The sequence below is a fragment of the Rhizobium sp. RAF56 genome (genome assembly GCF_052113965.1).
Classification (GTDB): domain Bacteria; phylum Pseudomonadota; class Alphaproteobacteria; order Rhizobiales; family Rhizobiaceae; genus Rhizobium.
Genome location: NZ_JBFRDU010000001.1, coordinates 296,381 through 318,211 on the forward strand (window position 1 = coordinate 296,381; position 21,831 = coordinate 318,211).

17 protein-coding genes are annotated in these 21,831 nt (G+C 60.5%); 11 read left to right on the forward strand and 6 right to left on the reverse strand.

Features of this window, described 5'->3' with window-relative positions:
- The first annotated feature begins 131 nt into the window (after positions 1-131).
- The gene (locus AB4048_RS01360) at positions 132-362 is read left to right on the forward strand and encodes a hypothetical protein (RefSeq protein ID WP_442200103.1); all 231 of its coding nucleotides are present in this window, start codon (positions 132-134) and stop codon (positions 360-362) included.
- Positions 363-413: 51 nt separating this feature from the next.
- Here AB4048_RS01360 and AB4048_RS01365 read toward each other — a convergent pair whose 3' ends face one another.
- Positions 414-1,691 (reverse strand): DUF763 domain-containing protein, encoded by a 1,278-nt coding sequence (locus AB4048_RS01365; protein ID WP_442200104.1) that lies wholly within the window; start codon positions 1,689-1,691, stop codon positions 414-416.
- A 132-nt stretch (positions 1,692-1,823) separates the two neighbouring features.
- Here AB4048_RS01365 and AB4048_RS01370 point away from each other — a divergent pair, with 132 nt between their 5' ends.
- A complete protein-coding gene (locus tag AB4048_RS01370) occupies positions 1,824-2,432 on the forward strand; it encodes a DNA-3-methyladenine glycosylase (protein ID WP_442200215.1) in 609 nt (202 codons plus the stop codon).
- Positions 2,433-2,440: 8 nt separating this feature from the next.
- On the opposite strand, the gene AB4048_RS01375 is transcribed toward AB4048_RS01370, so the two are convergent.
- The 4 genes from AB4048_RS01375 to AB4048_RS01390 form a co-directional block, all read right to left on the reverse strand.
- Positions 2,441-3,988 (reverse strand): DHA2 family efflux MFS transporter permease subunit, encoded by a 1,548-nt coding sequence (locus AB4048_RS01375; RefSeq protein ID WP_442200105.1) that lies wholly within the window; start codon positions 3,986-3,988, stop codon positions 2,441-2,443.
- Positions 3,981-5,198, reverse strand: a complete 1,218-nt coding sequence (locus AB4048_RS01380) for an HlyD family secretion protein (RefSeq protein ID WP_442200106.1) — start codon at positions 5,196-5,198, stop codon at positions 3,981-3,983. Before AB4048_RS01380 ends, AB4048_RS01375 begins: the two co-directional genes overlap by 8 nt.
- Positions 5,191-5,655: a MarR family winged helix-turn-helix transcriptional regulator gene (locus AB4048_RS01385; protein ID WP_442200107.1), complete on the reverse strand. Its 465-nt coding sequence runs from the start codon at positions 5,653-5,655 to the stop codon at positions 5,191-5,193. Before AB4048_RS01385 ends, AB4048_RS01380 begins: the two co-directional genes overlap by 8 nt.
- 232 nt (positions 5,656-5,887) lie before the next feature.
- Positions 5,888-6,682, reverse strand: a complete 795-nt coding sequence (locus AB4048_RS01390; protein WP_442200108.1) for a helix-turn-helix domain-containing protein — start codon at positions 6,680-6,682, stop codon at positions 5,888-5,890.
- 1,074 nt (positions 6,683-7,756) lie between these two features.
- On the opposite strand from AB4048_RS01390, the gene AB4048_RS01395 reads away from it, so the two are divergent.
- From AB4048_RS01395 to AB4048_RS01420, 6 genes are all read left to right on the forward strand, one after another.
- Complete coding sequence (locus tag AB4048_RS01395) at positions 7,757-8,800, forward strand: fibrinogen-binding protein (RefSeq protein ID WP_442200109.1); 1,044 nt, start codon at positions 7,757-7,759, stop codon at positions 8,798-8,800.
- A 146-nt stretch (positions 8,801-8,946) separates the two neighbouring features.
- A complete protein-coding gene (locus tag AB4048_RS01400; protein ID WP_442200110.1) occupies positions 8,947-11,025 on the forward strand; it encodes a hypothetical protein in 2,079 nt (692 codons plus the stop codon).
- Positions 11,026-11,060: 35 nt separating this feature from the next.
- Positions 11,061-13,649, forward strand: a complete 2,589-nt coding sequence (locus tag AB4048_RS01405) for a type I secretion system permease/ATPase (protein ID WP_442200111.1) — start codon at positions 11,061-11,063, stop codon at positions 13,647-13,649.
- 5 nt (positions 13,650-13,654) lie between these two features.
- Positions 13,655-15,019, forward strand: a complete 1,365-nt coding sequence (locus AB4048_RS01410) for an HlyD family type I secretion periplasmic adaptor subunit (protein ID WP_442200112.1) — start codon at positions 13,655-13,657, stop codon at positions 15,017-15,019.
- A 131-nt stretch (positions 15,020-15,150) separates the two neighbouring features.
- Positions 15,151-15,642: a hypothetical protein gene (locus tag AB4048_RS01415; protein ID WP_442200113.1), complete on the forward strand. Its 492-nt coding sequence runs from the start codon at positions 15,151-15,153 to the stop codon at positions 15,640-15,642.
- Positions 15,643-15,788: 146 nt separating this feature from the next.
- Entirely contained in the window at positions 15,789-17,546 is a 1,758-nt protein-coding gene (locus AB4048_RS01420; RefSeq protein WP_442200114.1) for a GNAT family N-acetyltransferase, read from the forward strand.
- A 68-nt stretch (positions 17,547-17,614) separates the two neighbouring features.
- Here AB4048_RS01420 and AB4048_RS01425 read toward each other — a convergent pair whose 3' ends face one another.
- Positions 17,615-17,896: a hypothetical protein gene (locus AB4048_RS01425; protein WP_442200115.1), complete on the reverse strand. Its 282-nt coding sequence runs from the start codon at positions 17,894-17,896 to the stop codon at positions 17,615-17,617.
- 167 nt (positions 17,897-18,063) lie between these two features.
- Between AB4048_RS01425 and AB4048_RS01430 the strand changes: the two genes are divergently transcribed.
- From AB4048_RS01430 to trpC, 3 genes are read left to right on the forward strand one after another with little or no spacing between them, the layout of a single operon-like run.
- Positions 18,064-19,956 (forward strand): SurA N-terminal domain-containing protein, encoded by a 1,893-nt coding sequence (locus AB4048_RS01430; RefSeq protein ID WP_442200116.1) that lies wholly within the window; start codon positions 18,064-18,066, stop codon positions 19,954-19,956.
- Between the two features lie 27 nt (positions 19,957-19,983).
- Entirely contained in the window at positions 19,984-21,000 is a 1,017-nt protein-coding gene (trpD, locus tag AB4048_RS01435; RefSeq protein WP_442200117.1) for an anthranilate phosphoribosyltransferase, read from the forward strand.
- Between the two features lie 14 nt (positions 21,001-21,014).
- The gene (trpC, locus tag AB4048_RS01440; RefSeq protein ID WP_442200118.1) at positions 21,015-21,830 is read left to right on the forward strand and encodes an indole-3-glycerol phosphate synthase TrpC; all 816 of its coding nucleotides are present in this window, start codon (positions 21,015-21,017) and stop codon (positions 21,828-21,830) included.
- The last annotated feature ends 1 nt before the right edge of the window (position 21,831 follow it).

Sequence of the window (21,831 nt, forward strand, 5' to 3'; positions counted from 1 at the left end):
CCGATCGCTGCGTCACTTATGAACCCACTCTGCCCGCCTTCGCCACCTGACCATTCGGCGATCCGACGAACCGGCTTGACTCCTGTCATCAGGCTGTCACGTTGGCACCCAGATGGTATTGGGAGGACGAAATGGCGCTAGTGAAAAAACAGTTCTACAAGAACAAGAAGGACAACGGCGACGAATATTGGTTCTCGCTGGCCCGCGACACGGATACGGGCGAAATCTCGGTCATTCGCGAATTCGACTACCTGGTCGACGGCGGCAGCGAAAAGAAAATGTCGCTCTACGAATTCCTGGCCAGCGGCGGTAACCGCCAGAATGCGCTTCTGCAATTGATCGGCACCTTGGTGCCAGACTAGCGATTTGGATCGCGGCGGGGCGTCACGCTCGTGTGACGGTCGGACGCCTCGTCATCCCCGCGATGTGCCCTTCGCGTCATCGCCGGCAAGCTCCTCCTCCCAGCCGAAAACCGAGCGGCCGCCAAACGAGGTGGATTGACGGAATTCGCCGGCAACTATTTCCTTAAGGTCAGGGCCAGTAGCATAGCGCTCAAGCCGCCGTGCCTGATCGTCCAGCCTCTTCAATGCCTGCAATTCCTCCTGATGCCCAAGCCGGCCTTTTTGCACGGCGGATTTCATCACCCTGATCGTTTCGTCATAGACCCGGAGCGGCACCGGAAACGGATGCCGATCCTTGCCGCCGTGGGCGAGCGAGAAGCGCGCCGGATCGGAAAAGCGGCAAGGCGCACCGTGCAGCACCTCGGCGACCATGGCGAGCGCCTTCACCGTGCGCGCGCCGACACCTGGCGTCAGGAGCAGCTGTTCGAAATCCTCCGGTCCTCGATCGGCAGCCGCGGCAAGATTGCCGTGCAGCCGGCGCATATTGACGTCGCTCTCGCGGACATCGTGATGATCAGGCATGATCAGGTGCGGCAGCATCGGCTGTGCCGGCAGGGCCGCCGGTACAGATTGACGGTCCTCTCTTTCAAGGGCTGCCACCTCGCGCACGATCCGGTCCGGGCCGAGCGAGGCAAGAAGATCCAGCTGGCCCTTCCGCGAGGCATCCGCGCGCCGGTCGGCGAGGTTGACGATACGCCCCTGATCCCTGCCCTCGATGGCGGCATGCGGAGAGTCGATGAAGCTCTTCAAACCCTCCGACAACCAGTGATAACGCCGCGCCTGCCGCCGGTCGCCGTTCATGCCCTGCTGGACGACGACCCAACGCCCATCGTCGGTGACGATGAACCCGTGCAAATAGAGATCGAAGCCGTCCTGTACGGCGGCGCTGTCTACCTTCGCGATCAGCCGGCTTGTGGTTGCCAGCCCCGCGCCGTCAAAGCCGACGCGATTCCCGATCGCGACCAATTCATCCGGTGTCTTGCGCGAATGAGCGCCACGGCCGCCGCAGATATGGATCCCAAGCTCGCCGGAGAGCGGCTTCAGGCCACGTTTCAGCGCTCCGATAACGCTCGTGGTGATCCCCGAGGAATGCCAGTCCATGCCCATCACCGCGCCGAAGGACTGGAACCAGAATGGATGCGCCATCCGCCGCAGCAATTCGTCGCGACCGTAATGATGCACGATGGCTTCGGTGATGACAGCGCCGAGTTTTGTCATGCGCTCGCCAAGCCACGGCGGCACCCGGCCACCATGAAGAGGAAGATCAGCGCTGCCCGCGCGTTGTGCCATGCCGTCAGCCCGTTCCTGAAATATACGATTCGACTATAGCACCTTGGCGCTGTCGATGCGGCGATGTTGAGACTGGAGCGAAGCTTGAGTATATCTCGTTCATTCGAGCAGGTATGGGCGAGTACCGACATAATGCATGGTGATCATTCCGGCCTCGCGCCGCCCGAATCCGGCCGAAGATTTTCATTGCAAGGCGAAAAGCTTATCGCCTTTTTCTCGCGTGACTCTGTAGCTGTCGCACGTGATCTGATCGACTGGCGCTTCTTCGTCGACGGCGTCGGCGGAAGGATCGTCGAGACCGAAGCCTATCGTCCCGACGACGAGGCGTCGCATAGTTTTCGCGGACCGACCGCGCGCAACGCCGCGATGTTTGGTCCTCCCGGCCGGGTCTACATCTACCGTTCCTACGGCATCCACTGGTGCCTGAACTTCGTCTGCCGGGACGCGAGCGCGGTATTGATCAGGGCAATCGAGCCTGAAAGCGGCTTGCAACAAATGATCGAGCGGCGGGGGATGCAGGACGTTGTCCAGCTCTGTAACGGCCCGGGCAAGCTTTCGCAGGCACTTGCAATCGATATTGGCGTGAACGGCCGTTTTCTCGATGCCGCTCCCTTCGATCTCGTTGCGGCCGAACCGGTCAAGGTCGCCGTCGACAAGAGGATCGGCATCACCAAGAATGTCGATCCGCTCTGGCGTTTCGGCGCGGCGGGCTCCCGCTTCGTGAGCCGCCGCTTCCGATAGTTTGCGCCCTAATCCATCGCCGCGCTGTGATCGACCACCGGCGGCGCCTTGGGTTTGCGCAACAGCACGACCAGAGGCATGGCACAGAGCGCCATCAGCATCAAAAGCTTGAAATCGTCGACATAGGCGATGATCGTTGCCTGCAATGTGACGATGCCATCGAGCGCCGCCCGGCCAGCCGCCGTCATCGGGTCGACGGCCTGAATTGCCGCCGGCGCGTTGAAGGCATGGTTGAACGGGGTCACGTATGAGGCGATGGCCTCGTGGTTTGCCTGAACGTTTTCGGTCAAGAGGGCCGCCACGATCGAAATGCCGACGCTCGAGCCGATGTTTCTCGACAGGTTGTAGAGGCCGGTGCCCTCGCCGCGCATCTGCGGCGGCAGTGTCGCAAAGGCGATCGTCGTGAGCGGCACGAACAGAAATCCGAGGCCGGCTCCCTGGACGAAACCGATGGAAATGATCGTCGATTGCGAGACGTCAGGCGTCCAGCCGGTCATCTCGTACATGGCCCATGCGGTAAGCGCGAGGCCACTCAGAAGCAGAAGGCGCGTGTCGATTTTCCCGATCATGCGGCCAACGATGAACATGCTGAGCATCGTTCCAAGGCCACGAGGCCCCATGACGATGCCGGCGGTAATCACCGGATACCCCATCAGCGTTTGCAGATACGGCGTCATCAAAGCGAGCGATGCCAGATAGGTCACGCCGATGATGAAGATGAAGAAGATGCTGACAGTGAAATTGCGGTCGAGGAATAGCCGCGGATTGATGAAGGACCGCTCTGCGGTGAACGTGTGCACCACGAGCAGATAGAAGGCCGCGGCACAGACAACCGCCTCAAGGACGATTTCCCCGGAGCTGAACCAGTCGAGCTGTTCTCCGCGGTCAAGGAAGAGCTGCAGCGAGGCGATCGTGATGCTCAAGGTGGTGAATCCGAACCAGTCGAGCTTGGCGAGCACGTCACGCTTCGTCTCGCCAACGAAGACGACGATGCCAGCGAAAGCGAGCGCCCCGATCGGCACGTTGATGTAAAACACCCATCGCCAGCTGATGTGATCCGTCAGCCAGCCGCCGATCACGGGGCCGAGTACCGGCCCGACCATGACCGACACGCCGAAAAGCGCCATCGCCCGGCCACGTTCCTCCAGCGAATAGATGTCTAGCAGGATGCCCTGCGAGAGCGGCACGAGCGAAGCGCCAAAGAGGCCCTGGAGCAGGCGGAACGCGACGATCTGCGGCAGCGACTGCGCAAGCCCGCAAAGCACGGATGCGGCGACGAAGCCGGCGATGGCCGTCAGAAGCACGCGCTTGCGGCCGAACTTCGCCGCGAGGAACCCCGACGGCGGCGTCATGATCGCGGCCGCGACGATGTAGGACGTCAGCACCCAGTTGATCTGGTCGGCGCTGGCCGAGACGCTGCCCTGGATATAGGGCAGCGCAACGTTGGCGATCGTGGTGTCGAGCGCCTGCATGATCACGGCAAGGATGACGCAGGCCGTGATCGCACCGCGATTGGCAACCACCAATGCGGGACCAGCGGATGCAGCGCTACTCATGTGCCTTACCGCTCGAACGATCGAAGAGCTTGCTGATGCTGTCGGGCAGACCGCGGGCGTGGCCAGTCTCCACATCGACGACGGCGCTCATGCCGACCCGCAGCGGCGGCTTGCCTTGCAGATCGGCGACGTCGACGCGCATTGGAATACGTTGAACCACTTTCACCCAGTTGCCGCTCGTGTTCTGTGCCGGCAGCAATGCGAAGGAGGAGCCGGAAGCAGGGCTGACGCTCGCGACGGTGCCCTTCCACTCGACGCCCGGATAGGTGTCGATCGAGATGGTGACGGACTGGCCCGGCTTCACGTAGGTGAGTTCAGTTTCCTTGGGGCTCGCCGCGATCCACATCTTGGTGTTCGACACCAGCGAGAAGCCGGCCTGCGCAGCCGTCAGGTAGGAGCCCACCTGCAAGGCGCTGACGTTGGTGACGATGCCGTCGAACGGAGCGCGGACGACCGTGTCGTCAAGCTCGCGTTGAGCGTTGTCGACGGCGGCTTTCGCTTGAAGATAGACGGGATTTTGTTCGACCGGCTGATCCGCATTGCCACCGAGCTGGGCGAGCGTGGTTGCCGCCGTCGCCTTCGCGACCGCCACCTTCTGCAGGGCCGCGTCGAGATTGTGCTTGGCCTCGTCATAGGCCGACTTGGACGCTACGGAGCTGTTGATCAGGTTTTGCTGGCGGGTAAATTCGGTCTGATAAAAGGGAATGTCCGCCTCGGCCTGTTCGGTCTGCGCGAGTGTCTGGCGGTAGGTCGCCTGCAGGTTCAGGATCTGGTTGCGGGCAGCGCCAAGCTGCGCCTCAGCGCCGTCAAGCGTGATGCGGAAGGAGTCGGGCTTCAGGCGAAAGAGCACCTGCCCGGCTTTCACCGGCTCGTTTTCGTGAACCTCGATCGAGGCGACGGTGCCGGAAACATCCGTCGACACCCCGACCATATCGGCCTGGACGTAGGCGTTGTCGGTCGACATCACCTGGCCGCCGGTCACGTAGTAATAGCCGCCGATGACGAGCGCCACCGGCAATAGGGAAAAGAGAACCGGCCGCGTCATGTTGCGACGGCGGCGCGGTTTCGTCGGCGCAGCCGCGGAGGTCGGCGGCGGCGCAACGTCAGCGGCAGGAGCCGGATTGGTCGGCGCTTCGGCCCTCTCTTCGAGGGGAACGGCCGTAATATTGGCATTTGCGGGTACGCGAAGGTGGGAGGATGCCTCAGCCATAATGTGTCTCTTTGCAGTCCGTCGGCGTGCGGCACGCCTGGGCCAGGTTGGATTTCATGCGGGTAAGAATTTCGAAAAGCTGGTCGCGATCGTCGGCGGAAATGCCCTCGAACGCTTCCGCCCGGGTCGTGTCGCCGAGGCCGCGCATATCCTTGAGCAAGGGACGCGCCTCGTCGCAGAGGTAGAGAAGCCAACTGCGGCGGTCATTCGGGTGCTGGCGGCGCTCGACCAGGCCGCGCTCGGCGAGCTTGTCGAGGATACGGACCAGCGTGATCGGCTCGATCTCGAGGATCTCGGCCAATCCGGCCTGATGGATGCCCTCGTTTCCCGCGAGATAAGCAAGCGTCTGCCACTGCGACCGCGTCAGCCCAAGCCCCTTCGCACGCTGCTCAAACCGCTTCCTCAGGAGGCGGGCAACGTCGTGCAGGAGAAATCCAAGGGTGGGCGCTGGGTTCATAAACAAGAAGCCTGCTATTCATAAGCAACCTTATAATGCTCTTGCATATAGTAAGGCATGGCGGCTTACAAGTCCGCGGCAGGGCGAAAAATGTTGGGATTGCCAATATGTCGCAGGACAGCGAGGGCACTAATCCTGGAGCCTAGCCGCAGCGCGGCAACCGACTGGAAACGGAAACGCCGCCCGAGCTGGGAGGCTCAAGCGGCGTCGAAACCGTGCCATCATCGGCCAGTCAGTTGCGCCAGCGGCGCCCGCCATCGCGGTCCTGACCGACGTCCGAATTGAAGAACCGCGAGGCGGCTTCCGTTCGATTACGGACGTTCATCTTCTTGTAGATATTGCGAACGTGCACTTTCACAGTGTTTTCCGACAGGTTGAGCTGATCGGCGATGATCTTGTTCTGCGTACCTTTGCAGATCAGATCGAGTATCTGCACTTCGCGTGTCGTCAGCGTCTGCAGGTGTCCGCTGCGGGCGCCAGTCCCTTCGTCGTAGGACCTAGGCCCTGGGGCCAGGCGCGTAGGCGATGGGTAGTAGGTCGGGGCGCTATGCTGAGGCTCTCCTGAAAGCCGCCGCAGCAATGCCGAGGGGAAGTGTTCCCCACCCTTCATCAATAGGTCGATTGCCGCCATGAAGACGTCGAGACGGAGATTGAGCGGCAGTACGCCGTGCAGATTTCTCGCTTCGACCAGTTTTGCCACGTAAGGGTCGAGCAGATCGATCGTTTCAACGACTAGGCCGATCGAAATGCTAGGGGCCGATGAACGCAGCATGCGTAGGATCTCCTGCAATTCATCTGACGGCAGATGATACAGTAGAATTAGTTTAACGTGTTCCAGGACGTCGCCCTGAAGCGTCTTCGGATCTGCCACACTCACTATATCATATGCCGAGAATCTGACGCCAAGCGCTTGTGCCAAGCATTCAGAAAATAGATCGGCATCCGCGAGTACGATGATGGTGTCTTTTAGCGGTATGATATTGTGATTTTCTTCGGCATCCCCTGCTCTTGTGCTTGCGATGTACATTTGTGCATCCCCCAAAGCTCGCAGCCAGTTTCATTCACCCGCTTCATGCTGGAGTATTATGATTAGCTTTCGTCGCATATCAGGACTGTTGCACAGCCTCTTAACACCTAATTAAGAAACACTAATATAGCTCCGATGCAAATGATATTGCCCAAACGGGTTAATTTTGCTGCAAAAGCGTTAAAAATCGTCAGGAATGTGGGATTTAGAGTAAAATTAGTACCCTATTTCAGGCCAATAATACACATTTACGACCGCTTATATTCGTTCGCCGGTGCCCTCGTGGGGGTAATGCAAGCCACGCGATCCCAGACGCGGTACGATCAATCCTATTGTAATTACTCATTTTATGTCGATGACGGTCGGGTTAAGCAGCTTCTTTTCGGGGGTAGCCGTGGCTGGATACGTTTTGTTACGCCCTGCAACGACGCGAGAGCCGCAAGTAAAATTCGTCTCGGGGTCAGTAAATTTTTACTTTTCAAATACCTAGCGCCCCATGCCGGTAAGCAGGACGGATTAGAGGAGAGGCTTTGGCGGGCCCTTTTTCCTCACAAGCGTCAGCTCGGCAAATTATTCTTGCGTTGTCGCTTCAGCCCGAATTCGAAACATTCGTAATGTCTTATGTATGAGGTTTGCTTGGCTTACGAAGCAAAATGGCAGCCGCGGAGCCCTTTAGCCCGAATTGATATCTAGGAGTTTGCCTGCTTTTCAGCGACATTCGGCGTGTCTCTCCAAACAAGAGACGGGGCTTAGGGGAAACAAAAATTCGGCAGTTCAAGTTCCTTGCGTCGCCGAACTAAAGACTCCCCCACTCAAAACAAAATCGAAGAAAGCAACATTGACACGCAGCGGTGTGTCAAAGCGGTTCTGCAATGTGTGTGTGTTTGTTTTGTAACGAGTATGCAGATCCGAAGGGCCCAGGCCTGATCCAACAGGCCGGTACCGAACGGCAGATGAAGAGGAGTAACGCGTACATCGGCCGAGTTGTAACAGTACCTGGGGCCGCCGCGAATTGAATCCCGATATAGATGAAAGGGATTGTTCGGACGGCCTCCTCACTCCGGAGGAGATATCATGCCCACAGACCTGGATCTGGCAAATGTGACGGCTGACGACGATCTCAAAGTCGGCGCGCTGGCGGATGGCCTTGCCTCGACCGCAACCGATAAATCGGATGTCGATGATAGCGCTATCGGGGTCGCGAATGCGTCCGATAGCAACAACGGAAGCAACAACGACAGCAGCACCACGAACACGGATAACAGCGAAGCCAACAACAATGGCGACAACCGTAGCAACGATTATGACTTCGACCTGAAGGTAATCAACGCTACGAACACGTCGAACAGCACTTCGACATCGACAGAGACTGACGATCATACCAAGACAGTCAGCATCAACGATCCGAAGCACAGCTACAACACGGATGATAGCTACAATACGGATTCGAGCACCCATACGAAGGATAGCTACAACGCGGATTCCAGCACGCATGTGAAGGATAGTGGCAACACCTTCGACTATGCCGACTCGAGCTCCCACGTGAAGGACAGTGGCAACACCTTCGACTATGCCGACTCGAGCAGCCATGCAAACGACAGCTACAACAGTGACTCCAGCAGTCATTGGGGTACGCTCGATGATGTAACGAACGGTGGCAATATCGGTATTGCCGGCGGCGACCTGAATTTCCATCTCGGTGACGACTTCTCGTTCAACCTCAACCTCGACAACGTGCTCAACAACGCGTTGAACGGCGAAGGCAACGATACGGGCTTCACCCTGGCGCAGGCGAACAACCTCGCCGACCAGGACCAGGCCTACAGCATCTCGATGGATAACTCCGGAGCCCACAACAACCTTCATTCCAGCGGCGGAGACCCGACCGGTGGCGTGGGTGTAGGTTACGACGTGTCGCACGAGCACCATGCAGGTGCGGGCGACGCTACGAACACCGCCGGGCATGACCAGTCGAGCTCGGTCGATGCTTCGTCCATTCTCGCCAACTCTGGCTTCCATCAGGAAATCGTTCAGGGTGCGAACTTGGTCAGCAACGCAGCCGATATCGCGATTACCGGTGGCAACGACCATCACGACACCACGAGCAGCAGCTCCTGATCCCAGATCGCGACCACCGAAAACAGCACCGGCCATCCCGGCCGGTGCATTTCTGGTGGCCATGACCGGTGCCAATTGGCGCGGGCGTCGCGAAATGTCACGGGCCGGCGAAATCCGGACGGTGGCGAATGCTGGGGAGGCGTGCTATGGACGTCCAAAGAGTTTCCGAGATCATTGCCCATTTCATCGGCCTGTTCGATACGCAGGTCGACGACGTTCGTTTGCGGCAAGAGCATCTCGACGGCCAACTGGCTCGCGAGGCCCATGCCGATCCGGCGGTCGCTGACATCCAGCAAACTCCCTTCTCATCCGATCTCGACCTCAAGGACTATGATCCGCACCTGAGCTATACGCCGCCTCAGGACAGCTACGATCAGCTCCAGCTCCGACTTTACGACCGCACCTTCGAAGAGAGCCTGCAGAAACTCACGGCTCTTGCCCACGAGGACCTGTCCCAAGAATATCAGACCACACCGCTGTCGAACTACGACATTCCGACCATCCGAGAGGTATGGAGTGAATTTCGCCCCATCGAGGTGAATAGCGTGCTTTCGCCGGACATCGGTCCGGGCTCCGAGGGAGTGCACGTTCTCCAGGCAAATTCCGTGCGGGACGACGACATCCTCGACATGACGAACGGCAACCACCCCGTTCAGGATCTGACCTATCTCCATGAACAGCTTGGCGAACTCGCAGCCAAGGCTGCCGACCTGTCGCCTTTCCAGACCTGGGATCGAACGGAAAACCCCGACGATATCGCCAGAATGGACAACGAGGTCCACGACGTCGCCACGGCGGCCACGCAGGATACCGATACGCTGCCCGACGACAGCGGCCAAAGCAGCTATCATGTGACGCAGGCGATCGATACCAGCAGCAGTGACCCCATCATCATCGTCGATGGCAAGAGCGCGAGTTCCGCGCCGCAACTCGACGACTACCTGCCCGATCGCGGCCTTGCCACCCCGAAAGAGGATCCACAGGGGAGCGACACGCCGCAGCACCTGGAAGGTTCCAGCGGCAATTCGCTGGACGTCGAGGCCGGCGCCAACCTAGTCGCCAACATCGCCACGATCGTGGACACCAACGTCGTGGCGCCGGTCATGGCGGTGCTCGGCGACTATCACTCGGCCAACGCGATCTCTCAGATCTACGTCTACAGCGATCACGACAAGGTTGACGGCGTGCTCGACAGTAGCGCCAGCTCGTCGATGAGCGCTCAGACGATCGGCACGAACATCGCGATATACGCGCACAGCCAGTACGACGCTACCAATAGCGCCGACGTCGACGCCGCCGGCCATGCGCGGATGCCGAACGCCTGGCACGTCAGCGTGATAGACGGTGACGTTTCGTTTGTGCACTGGACGGAGCAGTACAACTTCCTCTCCGACAACGATTCCATGACGGTCACGACTTCTGGCGTCGATACGACGGTGCTGACCGGCGGCAACTCCGTGCTCAACCTGGAATCCTTCCTCGGCCTCGGCACCCAATACGATCTGATGATCGTCGGTGGATCGACCTACAACCTCAACGCCATCACGCAGATTTCGGTGCTCTACGATAACGACACCGTCAATCTTGGCGGGAGCGCCGGGGACGTCCATACGGGCAACAACCTTCTCTGGAACCTCGCCTCGATCGAAAACGTCGGCGATCCCGGCCGCTTCGCCGCGATGCCCGACTATATTTCCGAGACGCTCAAGAACATCGAGAACAAGGTCAACGACATGCCGACAGGCCTGTCGAGCGATGCGAACTTCGCCGGCTATCACGGCCTGAACGTTCTCTACATCACCGGCAACTTCTTTGATGTGAATGTCTTGAAGCAGGTCAACATCGTCGGCGACGCGGACTCTGTGCACAAGGTCGCCAGCAGCGTCCTCGACGACAATCCGGATGCGGTGGTCAAGGTCGATACCGGCAGCAACGCCGTCATCAATATCGCCAGCATCATCGATTTCGACAGTGGCGCGCACACGACTTACGTAGCGGGGACCGTCTATTCGGACGCCGTGCTCATCCAGGGGGGCATCATCGAGCACGGCGTCACGGATGGCACCGGCCAGCCCACCAACCAACTCGCCCCGGAGGCGATCGCCTTTCTCGGTGATCATGATCCGACCGGACTGGCGACCGATCACGACGCAATCACAATTGGCCATGACGCGAACCTGCATGCCGGCGCCGTCGGCGACGTCATGCAATCCGTTACAGGCTAGGCACAACTCATGGGTACTGGGAGAGTGGCAGGCAGATGAACCAAGTCTCAAAACTAAGAATGGCGGAAAGCCGCACGTTGCGCCTGAGATCTTCCATTTCCCAGATCAACGACCAGACGAACGACCGCGACCCGGATGCCTTCGTTGCCGCGATAGAAGATGCGGTCGAAAGCCTGCGGTGCTTGCGCCGCGAGACCGCCACCAAGGATCTGGCCGCCACGCGACCCGCCCCCGAAGCGTTGCCCACGGTGGACGAGGTCGTCGAAAGCCTGAGAAAGCTGCGCGAGGACCAACAGTTTCGCCCGATCCCCGTGGCGCCTCAGGAAATCGAGGCTGAACCGATCGCCGTAGCCGAGACCGCTGTCGAGGCGCTGCCGCAGACTGTTGTCGAGGCACTGCCTCAGACTGTTGGCGAGGCGCTGCCGCAGACTGTCGTCGAGGCACTGCCGCAGACCGAGCCCGAGACAACGAATAGCCCGGCGCCCACCCCTGAAATTATTATCTCCGCGGAGCCGGCCCAGGAAGTCGTGACGGCAGCACCGCTAGCACCGCCGGCAAACCAGGCCAGCCCGGTTACTCCGGCGACCGTGGTACTTGCCGAACCGTCGCCGGCGCCGGCGCCCATGCCGATGGCGGCGATGCCCAAGCCGGCCGTGGCCGAACCACAGTTGCGGCAGGCTCCCCTGCCCGAGATCGAACAAAAGGCGGATTTCAAGATCCCGCCCCCGCCGCCTCTTCCGAAAACGATCGACAACAATCCCGGCCCGATCCGGGAAAACGAACGCCATCCCCGCGCCGGCGGCGGCGGCAACGACAACGATAAGGACGGCGACAACGGTCGCGGTGGTGGCGGCGGCGGCAACGACGGCGGCATTTTCCATAAGCGCAGCAACCAACCCATCAACTTCGCGCTCAGCCTGCGCAACGGCATGGCGGCCGTCCGGCGCAACATGCTGATCGTCATGATGTTCACGGTTGCCATCAACGTCCTGGTCCTGGCGATCCCGATCTATCTCTTCCAGATTTCCGACCGCGTGCTTACCAGCCGCTCCGTGGACACGCTGGTGATGCTGACCATCGCGGTCGTTGGCGCGATCGTCCTGCAGGTCATCTTGGATTCGGTTCGGCGCTTTATTCTGATGCGCACCGCCGTCGAATTGGAAGTACAGCTCGGCGCGCCGATCCTAAGCGCGGCGGCGCGCGCCTCCCTGCATGGCAACGGTCGCGACTACCAGATCTTGTCCGACCTGCAGCAGCTGCGCGCATTCATTACCTCGGGCACGTTGGTCGCCTTCCTCGACGCCCCGCTGATGCCGCTGTTCGTGCTGGTGGTCTACCTGGTTCACCCGCATCTCGGCGTCATCGTCATGGCCTGCTGCGCGATCCTCTTCGTGATTGCCTACCTGAACCAGAAGATGACAGCCCCGGCGTTCGCCGAAGCGAATGCCTTCATCAGTCGCGCGAACTTCCACCTCGATTCCATGTCGCGCAACTCCCAGATCATCAACGCGCTGGCGATGATCCCGGAAGCGGTGAAGATGTGGGGCCGCGAGACTGCCGGTTCGCTAAAGGCGCAGGTCGCCGCACAGGACCGCAACATCATGTTCTCCGGCCTGACCAAGGGCTGCCGCATGATCACGCAGATCGCGCTGCTCGGCTGGGGTGCGCATCTTTCGCTCTCCGGACAGCTTACCGGCGGCATGGTTATCGCCGCATCCATCATCTCGAGCCGCGCGCTGGCGCCGGTTGAGGGTGCGATCGAAGGCTGGAACCAGTTCAACCACTCCCGTGCCGCCTACGGCCGCATCAAGCAACTGCTCCTTAATTCGCCGCTTAACTTCCCCCGGCTGAGGCTCCCGAACCCGGAGGGCCGCCTGGATGTCGAGCGCATTCTCTTCGTACCGCCGCCGCAAAAGCGCGTCATCCTGAACGGCATCACCTTCTCGCTGCAGAAGGGTGAATCGCTTGCCATCATCGGCAATTCCGGCTCCGGCAAAACCACACTCGGCAAGATGCTGGTGGGCTCGATCCTGCCGACCTCCGGCAATGTGCGCCTGGACCTGATGGACCTGCGCAACTGGGACCAGCGGCAGTTCGGCGAGAGCATCGGCTACCTGCCTCAGGACGTGCAGCTGTTTCCCGGCACCATCAAGGCGAACATTTGCCGCATGCGTGACGACGTTCCTGACCGCCTCATCTACGAGGCCGCCGTCCTTGCCGACGTGCATGAACTGATCGCCTCCTTCCCGCAAGGCTATGAGACCGTGGTCGCGTCCGATGGCGCACCGCTCTCGGGCGGACAGAAGCAGCGGATCGCGCTTGCCCGCGCCTTCTTCGGCGATCCGAAATTCGTGGTTCTCGACGAGCCGAATTCCAATCTCGACACCGCCGGCGAAGCCGCGCTGGCCCGCGCACTGCTTCACGCCAAGAAGCAAGGCATCACGACGGTTACGATCACGCAGCGGCCGGCTCTTTTGCAATGCGTCGACAAGATCCTCGTCCTCAAGGAAGGTTCGGTGGCGCTGTTCGGAGAGCGCGCGCATGTGCTGAATGTTCTTAGCGGCAAGTCGGGTGATGCAGACAGCATCGGCAATGGCCAGCAGGTTCCTAGGATTCAAGGTTAAGAAGCATGTTCAAATTCCTAAAAAGCAATAAAAAAACCGAAACTGCTGAACTGGGCCAGATAGAGTGGTACTCCGAAGTTCCCCGTTCCATCCGCCTTCATAGCTTTACCGGCATGGCCATCCTGATTGCCTCGTTCGGCGGCTTCGGCTACTGGGCGGCAACTGCCCCGCTTTCCTCGGCGGTCATCGCCCAGGGCAGCTTCGTGGCGACTGGCAACAACAAGATCGTCCAGCACCTCGAGGGCGGCATCATCAAGGAACTGATGGTCAACGAAGGCGACGTGGTGCATGAGGGCGACATTCTCCTGACGCTCGATCCCACGGCGGCACTCTCCAGCGAGCGCGCTCTAAAGCTGCGCCGGCTGCGCCTGGAAGCGGTTGTAGCCCGCCTCAAAGCCGAGGCACAGGGTGCCGACGACTTCGACGTGCCCGCCATCGTCAGCCAGGAATCCAGCGATCCGGACGTGACCGCAATCATCCAGAGCCAGAACGTCATCTTTCATAGCAAGCAGGTGAAGCTGCAGGAGCAGCTCAATCTCATCGACAAGAACATCGCTTCGCTCGAATCCCGCAACAAGGGCTATGACGGCCAGAAGCAGGCGTTCGTAACGCAGCTCAACCTGCTGACGGAAGAGCAAGGCGTGCGGCAGAAGATGGCGGATGCAGGCGTCATGCGTCGCACCGACCTTCTTGCCATCCAGCGCGCTGTCGCCGACGCAATGGGCGAGCTTGCGCGTCTCGATTCAGAAATCAATGAAAGCCTGGCGCAGGTCGCGAAATACCGCCAGGAGGCGATCATCGCGATCAACGCCAACAAGCAGGCAGCGCTCGACGCGCTAGAGACCGCCGAGTCCGATCTTGAAAGCGTGCGCGAGCAGGTTCGTGAGGCTTCCGGCGTGCTCGACCGCACTGTCATCCGTTCGCCCGTCAGCGGCACCGTCGTGCGCGCCTACTATCACACGGCCGGCGGCGTGATAACGACCGGCAAGCCGATCATGGAAATCCTGCCGAACAACGTTCCCCTGATCATCGAAGCGCAGGTGCTGCGCACCTCGATCGACCAGCTTCGCGAAGGCGAGAATGCATCGATCCGTCTCTCGTCCCTTAACCGCCGGACGACGCCGGTTCTGAACGGCAAAGTATTCTACGTTTCCGCCGACTCCATCGAAGACGCCTCTGGCAGCTTGCAACGCGACGTCTATGTGGTGCGCGTTGCGATTCCGAATGAGGAGCTGAAGCGCATCCCCGGCTTCCGACCCGTTCCGGGCATGCCCGCGGACGTGTTGATCGCAACCTCCGAACGGACCTTCTTCGAGTATCTGGCAAAGCCCGTCGTCGACAGCATGTCGCGCGCCTTCAAGGAACGCTGATCGGTCCCACCCGCACTTCATCCACCGCGGCCCTCTGGCCGCGGTGCTGATGCACGCAATAAGATGTGATGATAAGCAAAGCGATTTATGGCTAATATGTAAATCTTCGAATTTAGCCCCAGGATCGCCCCATGCCCGCGATGTCAGACATTCTCTTGCGTGTCGGCCGGTTGAACTACGTCTGGACGAACACGGAAAGCCTTCTCATCTACATCATCGCGCATCTTCTCAAGGTCGAGAAAGACGCGGCGATCGTTGTCTTTCTCACCCTCAATACCACCCGCGCCCGCATCGATCTTGTCGAGCGTCTCGCCAAACTGCCAGCGACCCCCGAGCACGAAACCGACGTGGTCTTGGGGCTGATGGCGCGGCTGAAGCGCGAATCCAAGATGCGCAACAAGTACAATCACTGCATCTACTCCTTCGATGATGCCGGCGACATATCCAGCACGCAGCTGATGCGCCTGATCGAGGACGAGCGGGAAGTGAAATACGGGAAGGTCGAACCGCTCGACCACAGGGAAGTGGACAGGCTCGAGAAGTCGATCGGCGCGATCGTAGACATCAGCAAGGGCCTATGGACCTTCATCCGCGCCAGCCCGCTCTACACCGACGCGGCCTGACTCTATCGCTTTGGTCTGGCACTCGAGGGCTTCTAATCCCATTGGCGCGTCAAAATAACACGAAGGGAATATTTGAAGCGGCTCAATTGCGGCTAAGATGAAGCATCCGGCGATACATGTCACGCTGACGCTACGGATGGGGCCGCATGCGCATAGACGTCATCGAAACGCTTTCCGATCTGGAAGCCATCAGGGACAATTGGGATCGTGTCTATCTGAACGATCCGTCGGCCCAATACTTCCTCTCCTGGACCTGGATTTGCGACTACCTGCGCCGGCGCGGCCGGTGGTTGATCCTCGCCTTGCGCGAAAGAGAGCCGGGCTCGCCTTACGTCGCCTTCTTCCCGCTTCGGCTGGTGACCAACCAGGATCCTAAAACAGGTCTATTCACTGACGACATCGTCATGGGTGGCAGCCGCATTGCCGACTATACTGGGCTGCTTAGCGATCCCTCCTATGAGGACCGCGCAATCGAGGGCTTCGCCCATTTCTTGCGCAGCCAGAATTGGACCATGCTTCGCCTGGAGAATTTTCACGGGCCCGCCAAACGCCAGGATGCGCTGCTTCGCGCGCTCAGCGCGGCTGATGTGACGGTCCACCGCTTCACGCCAGTCGACAACGGCGTTGACCAGTCGATATGCCCCGTCGTGGAATTGCCTGATAGCTGGGACACCTATCTCGAAACGAAGATGAGCAGCCAGATGCGGCAGAAGCTTCGGCGCTTTCTTCGCCAGGTCGAGGCTGATCAGGCTTTTCGCATTACCTTCGCCACGAATGAAACCATCGCCAGCGACCTCGACATTCTCTTTCGTCTCTGGCGCGGCAAATGGCAGGAGCAGAAGGGCGATAGAACAGAGCCGATCATCAATTCCGCCTGTGACATGCTTCTCGATACGTTCGATCGGGGCGACCTGTCGCTTCCGGTCCTGTGGCATGGCGCCCGGCCGCTGGGTGCGCTCGCCAATTTGCTGGACCGTCAGAAGAAAGCCGTTCTCTTTTATGTGACCGGGCGGGACGACACATGGAAGACGCCCTCGCCCGGGCTCGTTCTGCATGCGACCGCCATTCGCCAGGCAATCGCGCAAGGGTATCGCACCTATGATTTCCTGCGCGGAAACGAGCCTTACAAATACGCCTTCGGCGTCGAGGAGCGGTTCATCCGCTATCACCATCTTCGCTCCAAGACAGGCCGCAACCTGCGTGGTGGTCTAAATCTGCGCAGCGTCGCCTACGTCTACGAACGCGCGGTTCAGCACTATGCGAAGGGAGAGAAAGCGTTCGCAGCGGTCGCATTCAACCAGGTCGCCGCTACCGATCCGGAACATTACGGCGCCCGCTTCGGCCTGGCGCAGCTGCTCTTTGACAACGGTCGTCTCGCTGAGGCTGAAGCCGCGTACAAGCAGATTCTCGGCAAACTGCCCGATGTGGCGGCCGTTCTCCTCCGCCTCGGCGACGCGCAGATGGCTCAGCAAAAATTTTCCGATGCCGTGAAAAGCTTTGCTGAAGCGGTGGAGCATCAACCAAATTCCTGCGAGGCGCTCTATAAGCAGGGTATCTCGCTGGTCGCAGCCCGGCGAAAGGGCGATGCGATCAAAGCCTTCCGAGCGGTGGAGGCTCTTCATTCCGACGATGCGGCGAATGCTACCTATCGGCAAAAGGCAAGAGAAACGCTTTTGAAGCTGCTTCCAGGACCTGCGGCTGAGGTCCATCTGCCCGCGATCCATCCTTCCGGGTGCCCGCTCTCGACGGATTCTCCGCTGTTCGCGAAGGACCTCGCAACGAGGCTTTCTGCCTCCGTCGGCGTATTGCCCAAGGAAGGTTCGCTGCCGCCGCTCATGATGTCCGAGCTTCCGCAGCGCCGTCGCGGCGCCACGAAAGTCCTGGGATTGCGGACGAAGCATTGATTTGAATTGCGGTAGTCGGCCAGCGCGCCAAAAAAAGTCCGGCAGAAATCTGCCCGATTCGAACGAACCTATCGGCGGCTGAGCAACCCGATCATGTAAGCGATCCCAGCCGTGACCGCGATAGCGAACAGCGGCTCTTCACGAACCTTGTCGCGCACCCGCTCCGTCATTAACGAAGCTTCCTCCGTGACGACCGATTTCGCACCCTGCCCGATGGCCACCACACTCTCGGACAGTTTTGCAAGATCAGCTCTCAGAGCCGCGATCTGCGCGGTCAACTCATCTGCCGCCACCTCGGCCTCGACACGATTGGCGGCTGATTGGGCGGTGGCGGATTTCAGTTCGGCCATGATGGACTCCTCTTCATGCGTGTTCTCAAAACGCTCTGTTCGGTCAAAGGTTCCTGGCCCCGCGTCATTTCGGCCGAAGCTCTTCAATTCCGTTTCGGATTGTTCTAAGGAACGACGGATGCTTCGCCCTAAAGCGAAGCCCTGGTTGATATGAGGTTTGCAGTCCGATGTTCGATATCCTGAGAAGAGCCGCCCAGACCTGGGTCGCCAAGGCGCTGATGCTGTTGTTGGTCGCGTCCTTCGGCATATGGGGCGTCTCGCGTTCGATGATGACCGGTGGATCGAGCAACACCGTCGTGTCACTCGGCGACCAACATATCGACGTCAACGAATTCCGCCTCGCCTACCATCGTCAGGTTGCAGCACTCAGCCAGCGCTTCGGCACGCAGCTGACCAGCGAACAGGCGCGGGCTTTCGGTGTCGAGCAGCAAACGATCGCCCAGCTCGTCGCCGGTGCCTCGCTCGATCAGCTTGCCAGCGAACTCAGCCTCGGATTGTCGGAGGATCGCCTTGCGAAGCTGATCGGCGACGATCCGGCATTCAAGGCCGTCAACGGCCAGTTCGATCGTGATCTCTTCGCAAGCCGCCTGCGCAACGCCGGCCTCACCGAGGAAGACTTTATCCGCGAGCGCAGCAAGGTGGCGATCCGCAGCCAGATCGTGGACGCCGTCTCGAATGGCTTTGCCGCTCCGAAGACGCTCGTCGACGCGCTGAAGCTCTATCATGACGAAAGCCGCGGCATCGACTACCTCCTTTTGACGAACGCCAACATCGAGCCGATCAAGACCCCGGCCGACGATGTCCTTGCCAAGTGGTTCGACGGCGTGAAGCAGCGCTTCCGCGCGCCGGAATTCCGCAAGATCGCATTCGTCAAGCTGCAGTCCGAGGATATCGCTGACCTCGGCTCGGTTTCCGATGAGGCCATTCGCGCCGAGTTCGAGAAGCGTAAGGACAGCTTCAAGACGCCTGCCGCGCGCACGATCGAGCAGCTCACTTTCGCCAACAAGGACCTGGCCAATGCCGCGGCTGAATCCTTGAAGAGCGGAACGACCTTCGACCAGTTGGTTACCGATCAGGGCAAGACCAAAACCGACGTCATGCTCGGCGAGTTCACCAAGGACAAGGTGCCGGATCCGGCGGTCGCCGAGGCAGCTTTCGCCATTGCCAAGGATGGAGGCACGAGCCCCGTCGTCGAAGGCTCGTTCGGGCCGGTCATCCTGCGCGTCACCAATCTGATGGAAGAAACCGCCAAGAGCTTCGACGACGTCAAGGAAACGATCCGCAAGCAGTTGGCGCTTGTTACCGCCTCGCAGGAAATCGTTGACGTGCACGACCGTTTCGAGGACCTGCGCGGTTCAGGCGCAAGCCTGCAGGACGCAGCCCAGCAGCTCAAGCTTAAGGCCGCGACAATCGATGCGATCGATGCCACGGGCCTCGACAAGGAAGGCAAAGAGGTCAAGGACGTGCCGGCGAAGCAGCAGTTCCTGGCCGCCGCCTTCAAGACGGAACAGGGCATCGACGCCCCGCCGCTGACGCTCGGCAACGACGGCTTCGTCTGGTTCGACGTACAAGGCATCACGCCGGAGCGCGACCGCCCGTTGGCGGAAGTGCACGATAGCGCAGTGGCGGACTGGACCGCCGAGCAGCAGAAGGCAGCACTGGCCGCCAAGGCGCAGGCGCTGAAGACTGAAGCTCAGAACGGAAAGTCGCTTGCCGACATCGCAGCGCCACTCGGCATCACAGTCGAGACCAAGTCGGACGTCACGCGCACCACGGACGACGCGGTGCTCGGGCACGGCGGTGTAACCGCCGCCTTCTCCGGCCCGGTCGGGACGGTCGCGGCCTCTGTCGGCGGCGACGAGACGACGCAGATCCTTCTCAAGGTGACCGACGTCAACGCAAGCCCGACAACCGATGTGCTCGCCAATCAGGATCAGCAGGCAATGGCGATTGCCAATGCCGCCGGCGACGATATCCTCGATCAGATGGTGAGCGCGCTGCAGACGAAGTATGGTGTTTCGGTCAACGAGAAGCTCGCCGAACAGGCGACGGTCCGCTAAGGCTGACCCCAAGGAGAAAGAGAGCCGATGGCCGATCTGAAACCGCTCCTTGCGAAGGTAGCCAGCCGGGCATCGCTGACGCGGGACGAGTCCCGGCAGGCCTTCGAAATCATCATGTCCGGGCAGGCGACGCCTTCGCAAATCGGCGCCTTCCTCATGGCCTTGCGCGTTCGCGGCGAAACGGTCGACGAGATCGTCGGCGCGGTCACCACCATGCGCTCGAAGATGCTGCATGTCGTTGCGCCCGCCGATGCGATCGATATTGTCGGTACGGGGGGCGACGGCGCCAGCACCTATAATATTTCGACGCTCGCTTCGCTGATCGTCGCCGGTGCCGGTGTTCCCGTCGCCAAGCACGGCAATCGCGCGCAGAGCTCGAAATCGGGCACGGCCGACAGCCTGGCGGCACTCGGCGTCAAGCTCGACATCGGGCCTGACGTCATCGCCCGCTGCATTCGCGAGGCTGGCATCGGCTTCATGTTCGCACAGCTGCATCATTCCTCGATGCGGCATGTCGGGCCGTCCCGCGTGGAACTCGGCACCCGCACGATCTTCAACCTCTTGGGGCCGCTTTCGAATCCCGCCGGTGCGCGTCGTCAGCTGCTCGGCGTCTTTGCCTCGCAATGGGTGGTGCCGCTCGCCGAAGTGCTGCGCGACCTGAAGGCGGAGAGCGTGTGGGTCGTACATGGAGACGGGCTCGACGAAATCACGACCACCGGCACAACGACGGTAGCGGCGCTGGAAGACGGCAAGATCCGCACCTTCGAACTGACGCCTGGCGATTTCGGCCTGGCGCCGGCAAAGCTCGCCGACCTCAAGGGCGGTGACGGCATCGTCAATGCCGCAGCGCTTCGCGACGTGCTCTCCGGTGCAAAAAACGCCTACCGCGACATCGCGCTCGCCAATGCCGCCGCCTCCCTCGTCATCGTCGGCAAGGCGGAGACGATCCGCGACGGCATGCGCCTTGCCGCCGATTCCCTCGATAGCGGCGCGACCGCTCTGGCGTTGGACAGGCTGATCGCCGTCTCCAACGACGAAGGCTGAAAAGCGAGGACGCGATGACCGACATCCTGAAGAAGATTGAAGCCTACAAGCGCGAAGAGATCGCCGCCGCCAAGGCTGCCGTTACGCTCGCCGACCTGAAGGCAATGCAGGCCGATCAAACGGCGCCGCGCGGTTTTCACAAATCACTGGTCGAAAAGCGCGACGCAGGCAGCTACGGCCTGATCGCGGAGATCAAGAAGGCAAGTCCCTCCAAGGGGCTGATTCGTCCGGATTTCGATCCGCCAGCGCTTGCGAAAGCCTATGAAGCCGGCGGTGCGGCTTGCCTTTCGGTACTCACCGACACGCCAAGCTTTCAGGGAGCGCCGGAATTCCTGATCGCCGCGCGTGCTGCCTGCTCGCTCCCGGCGTTGCGCAAGGACTTCATGTTCGACACGTATCAGGTGCACGAGGCGCGTGCCTGGGGCGCAGATTGCATCCTGCTGATCATGGCCTCGCTCAGCGATGACGTCGCCGAAAGGCTGCAGGACGAAGCGTACGGCCTGGGCATGGACGTGCTGGTGGAAGTCCACGACGCCAACGAAATGGAGCGGGCGTTAAAACTCTCCTCTCCACTGATCGGCATCAACAACCGCAATCTGCGCACCTTCGACGTCAGCCTCACCACCAGTGAAGTATTAGCGCCGATGGTGCCGGCGGGTCGGTTGCTTGTCGGCGAGAGTGGCATATTCACCCACGAGGATTGCAGGCGCCTCGAAGCCGTCCGCATCACCACGTTCCTGGTAGGGGAAAGCCTGATGCGCAAGGAAGATGTCGCGGCGGCCACGCGCACGCTCCTGACCGGCAGCTCCGCCGCGGTCGCGGCCGCGTGAG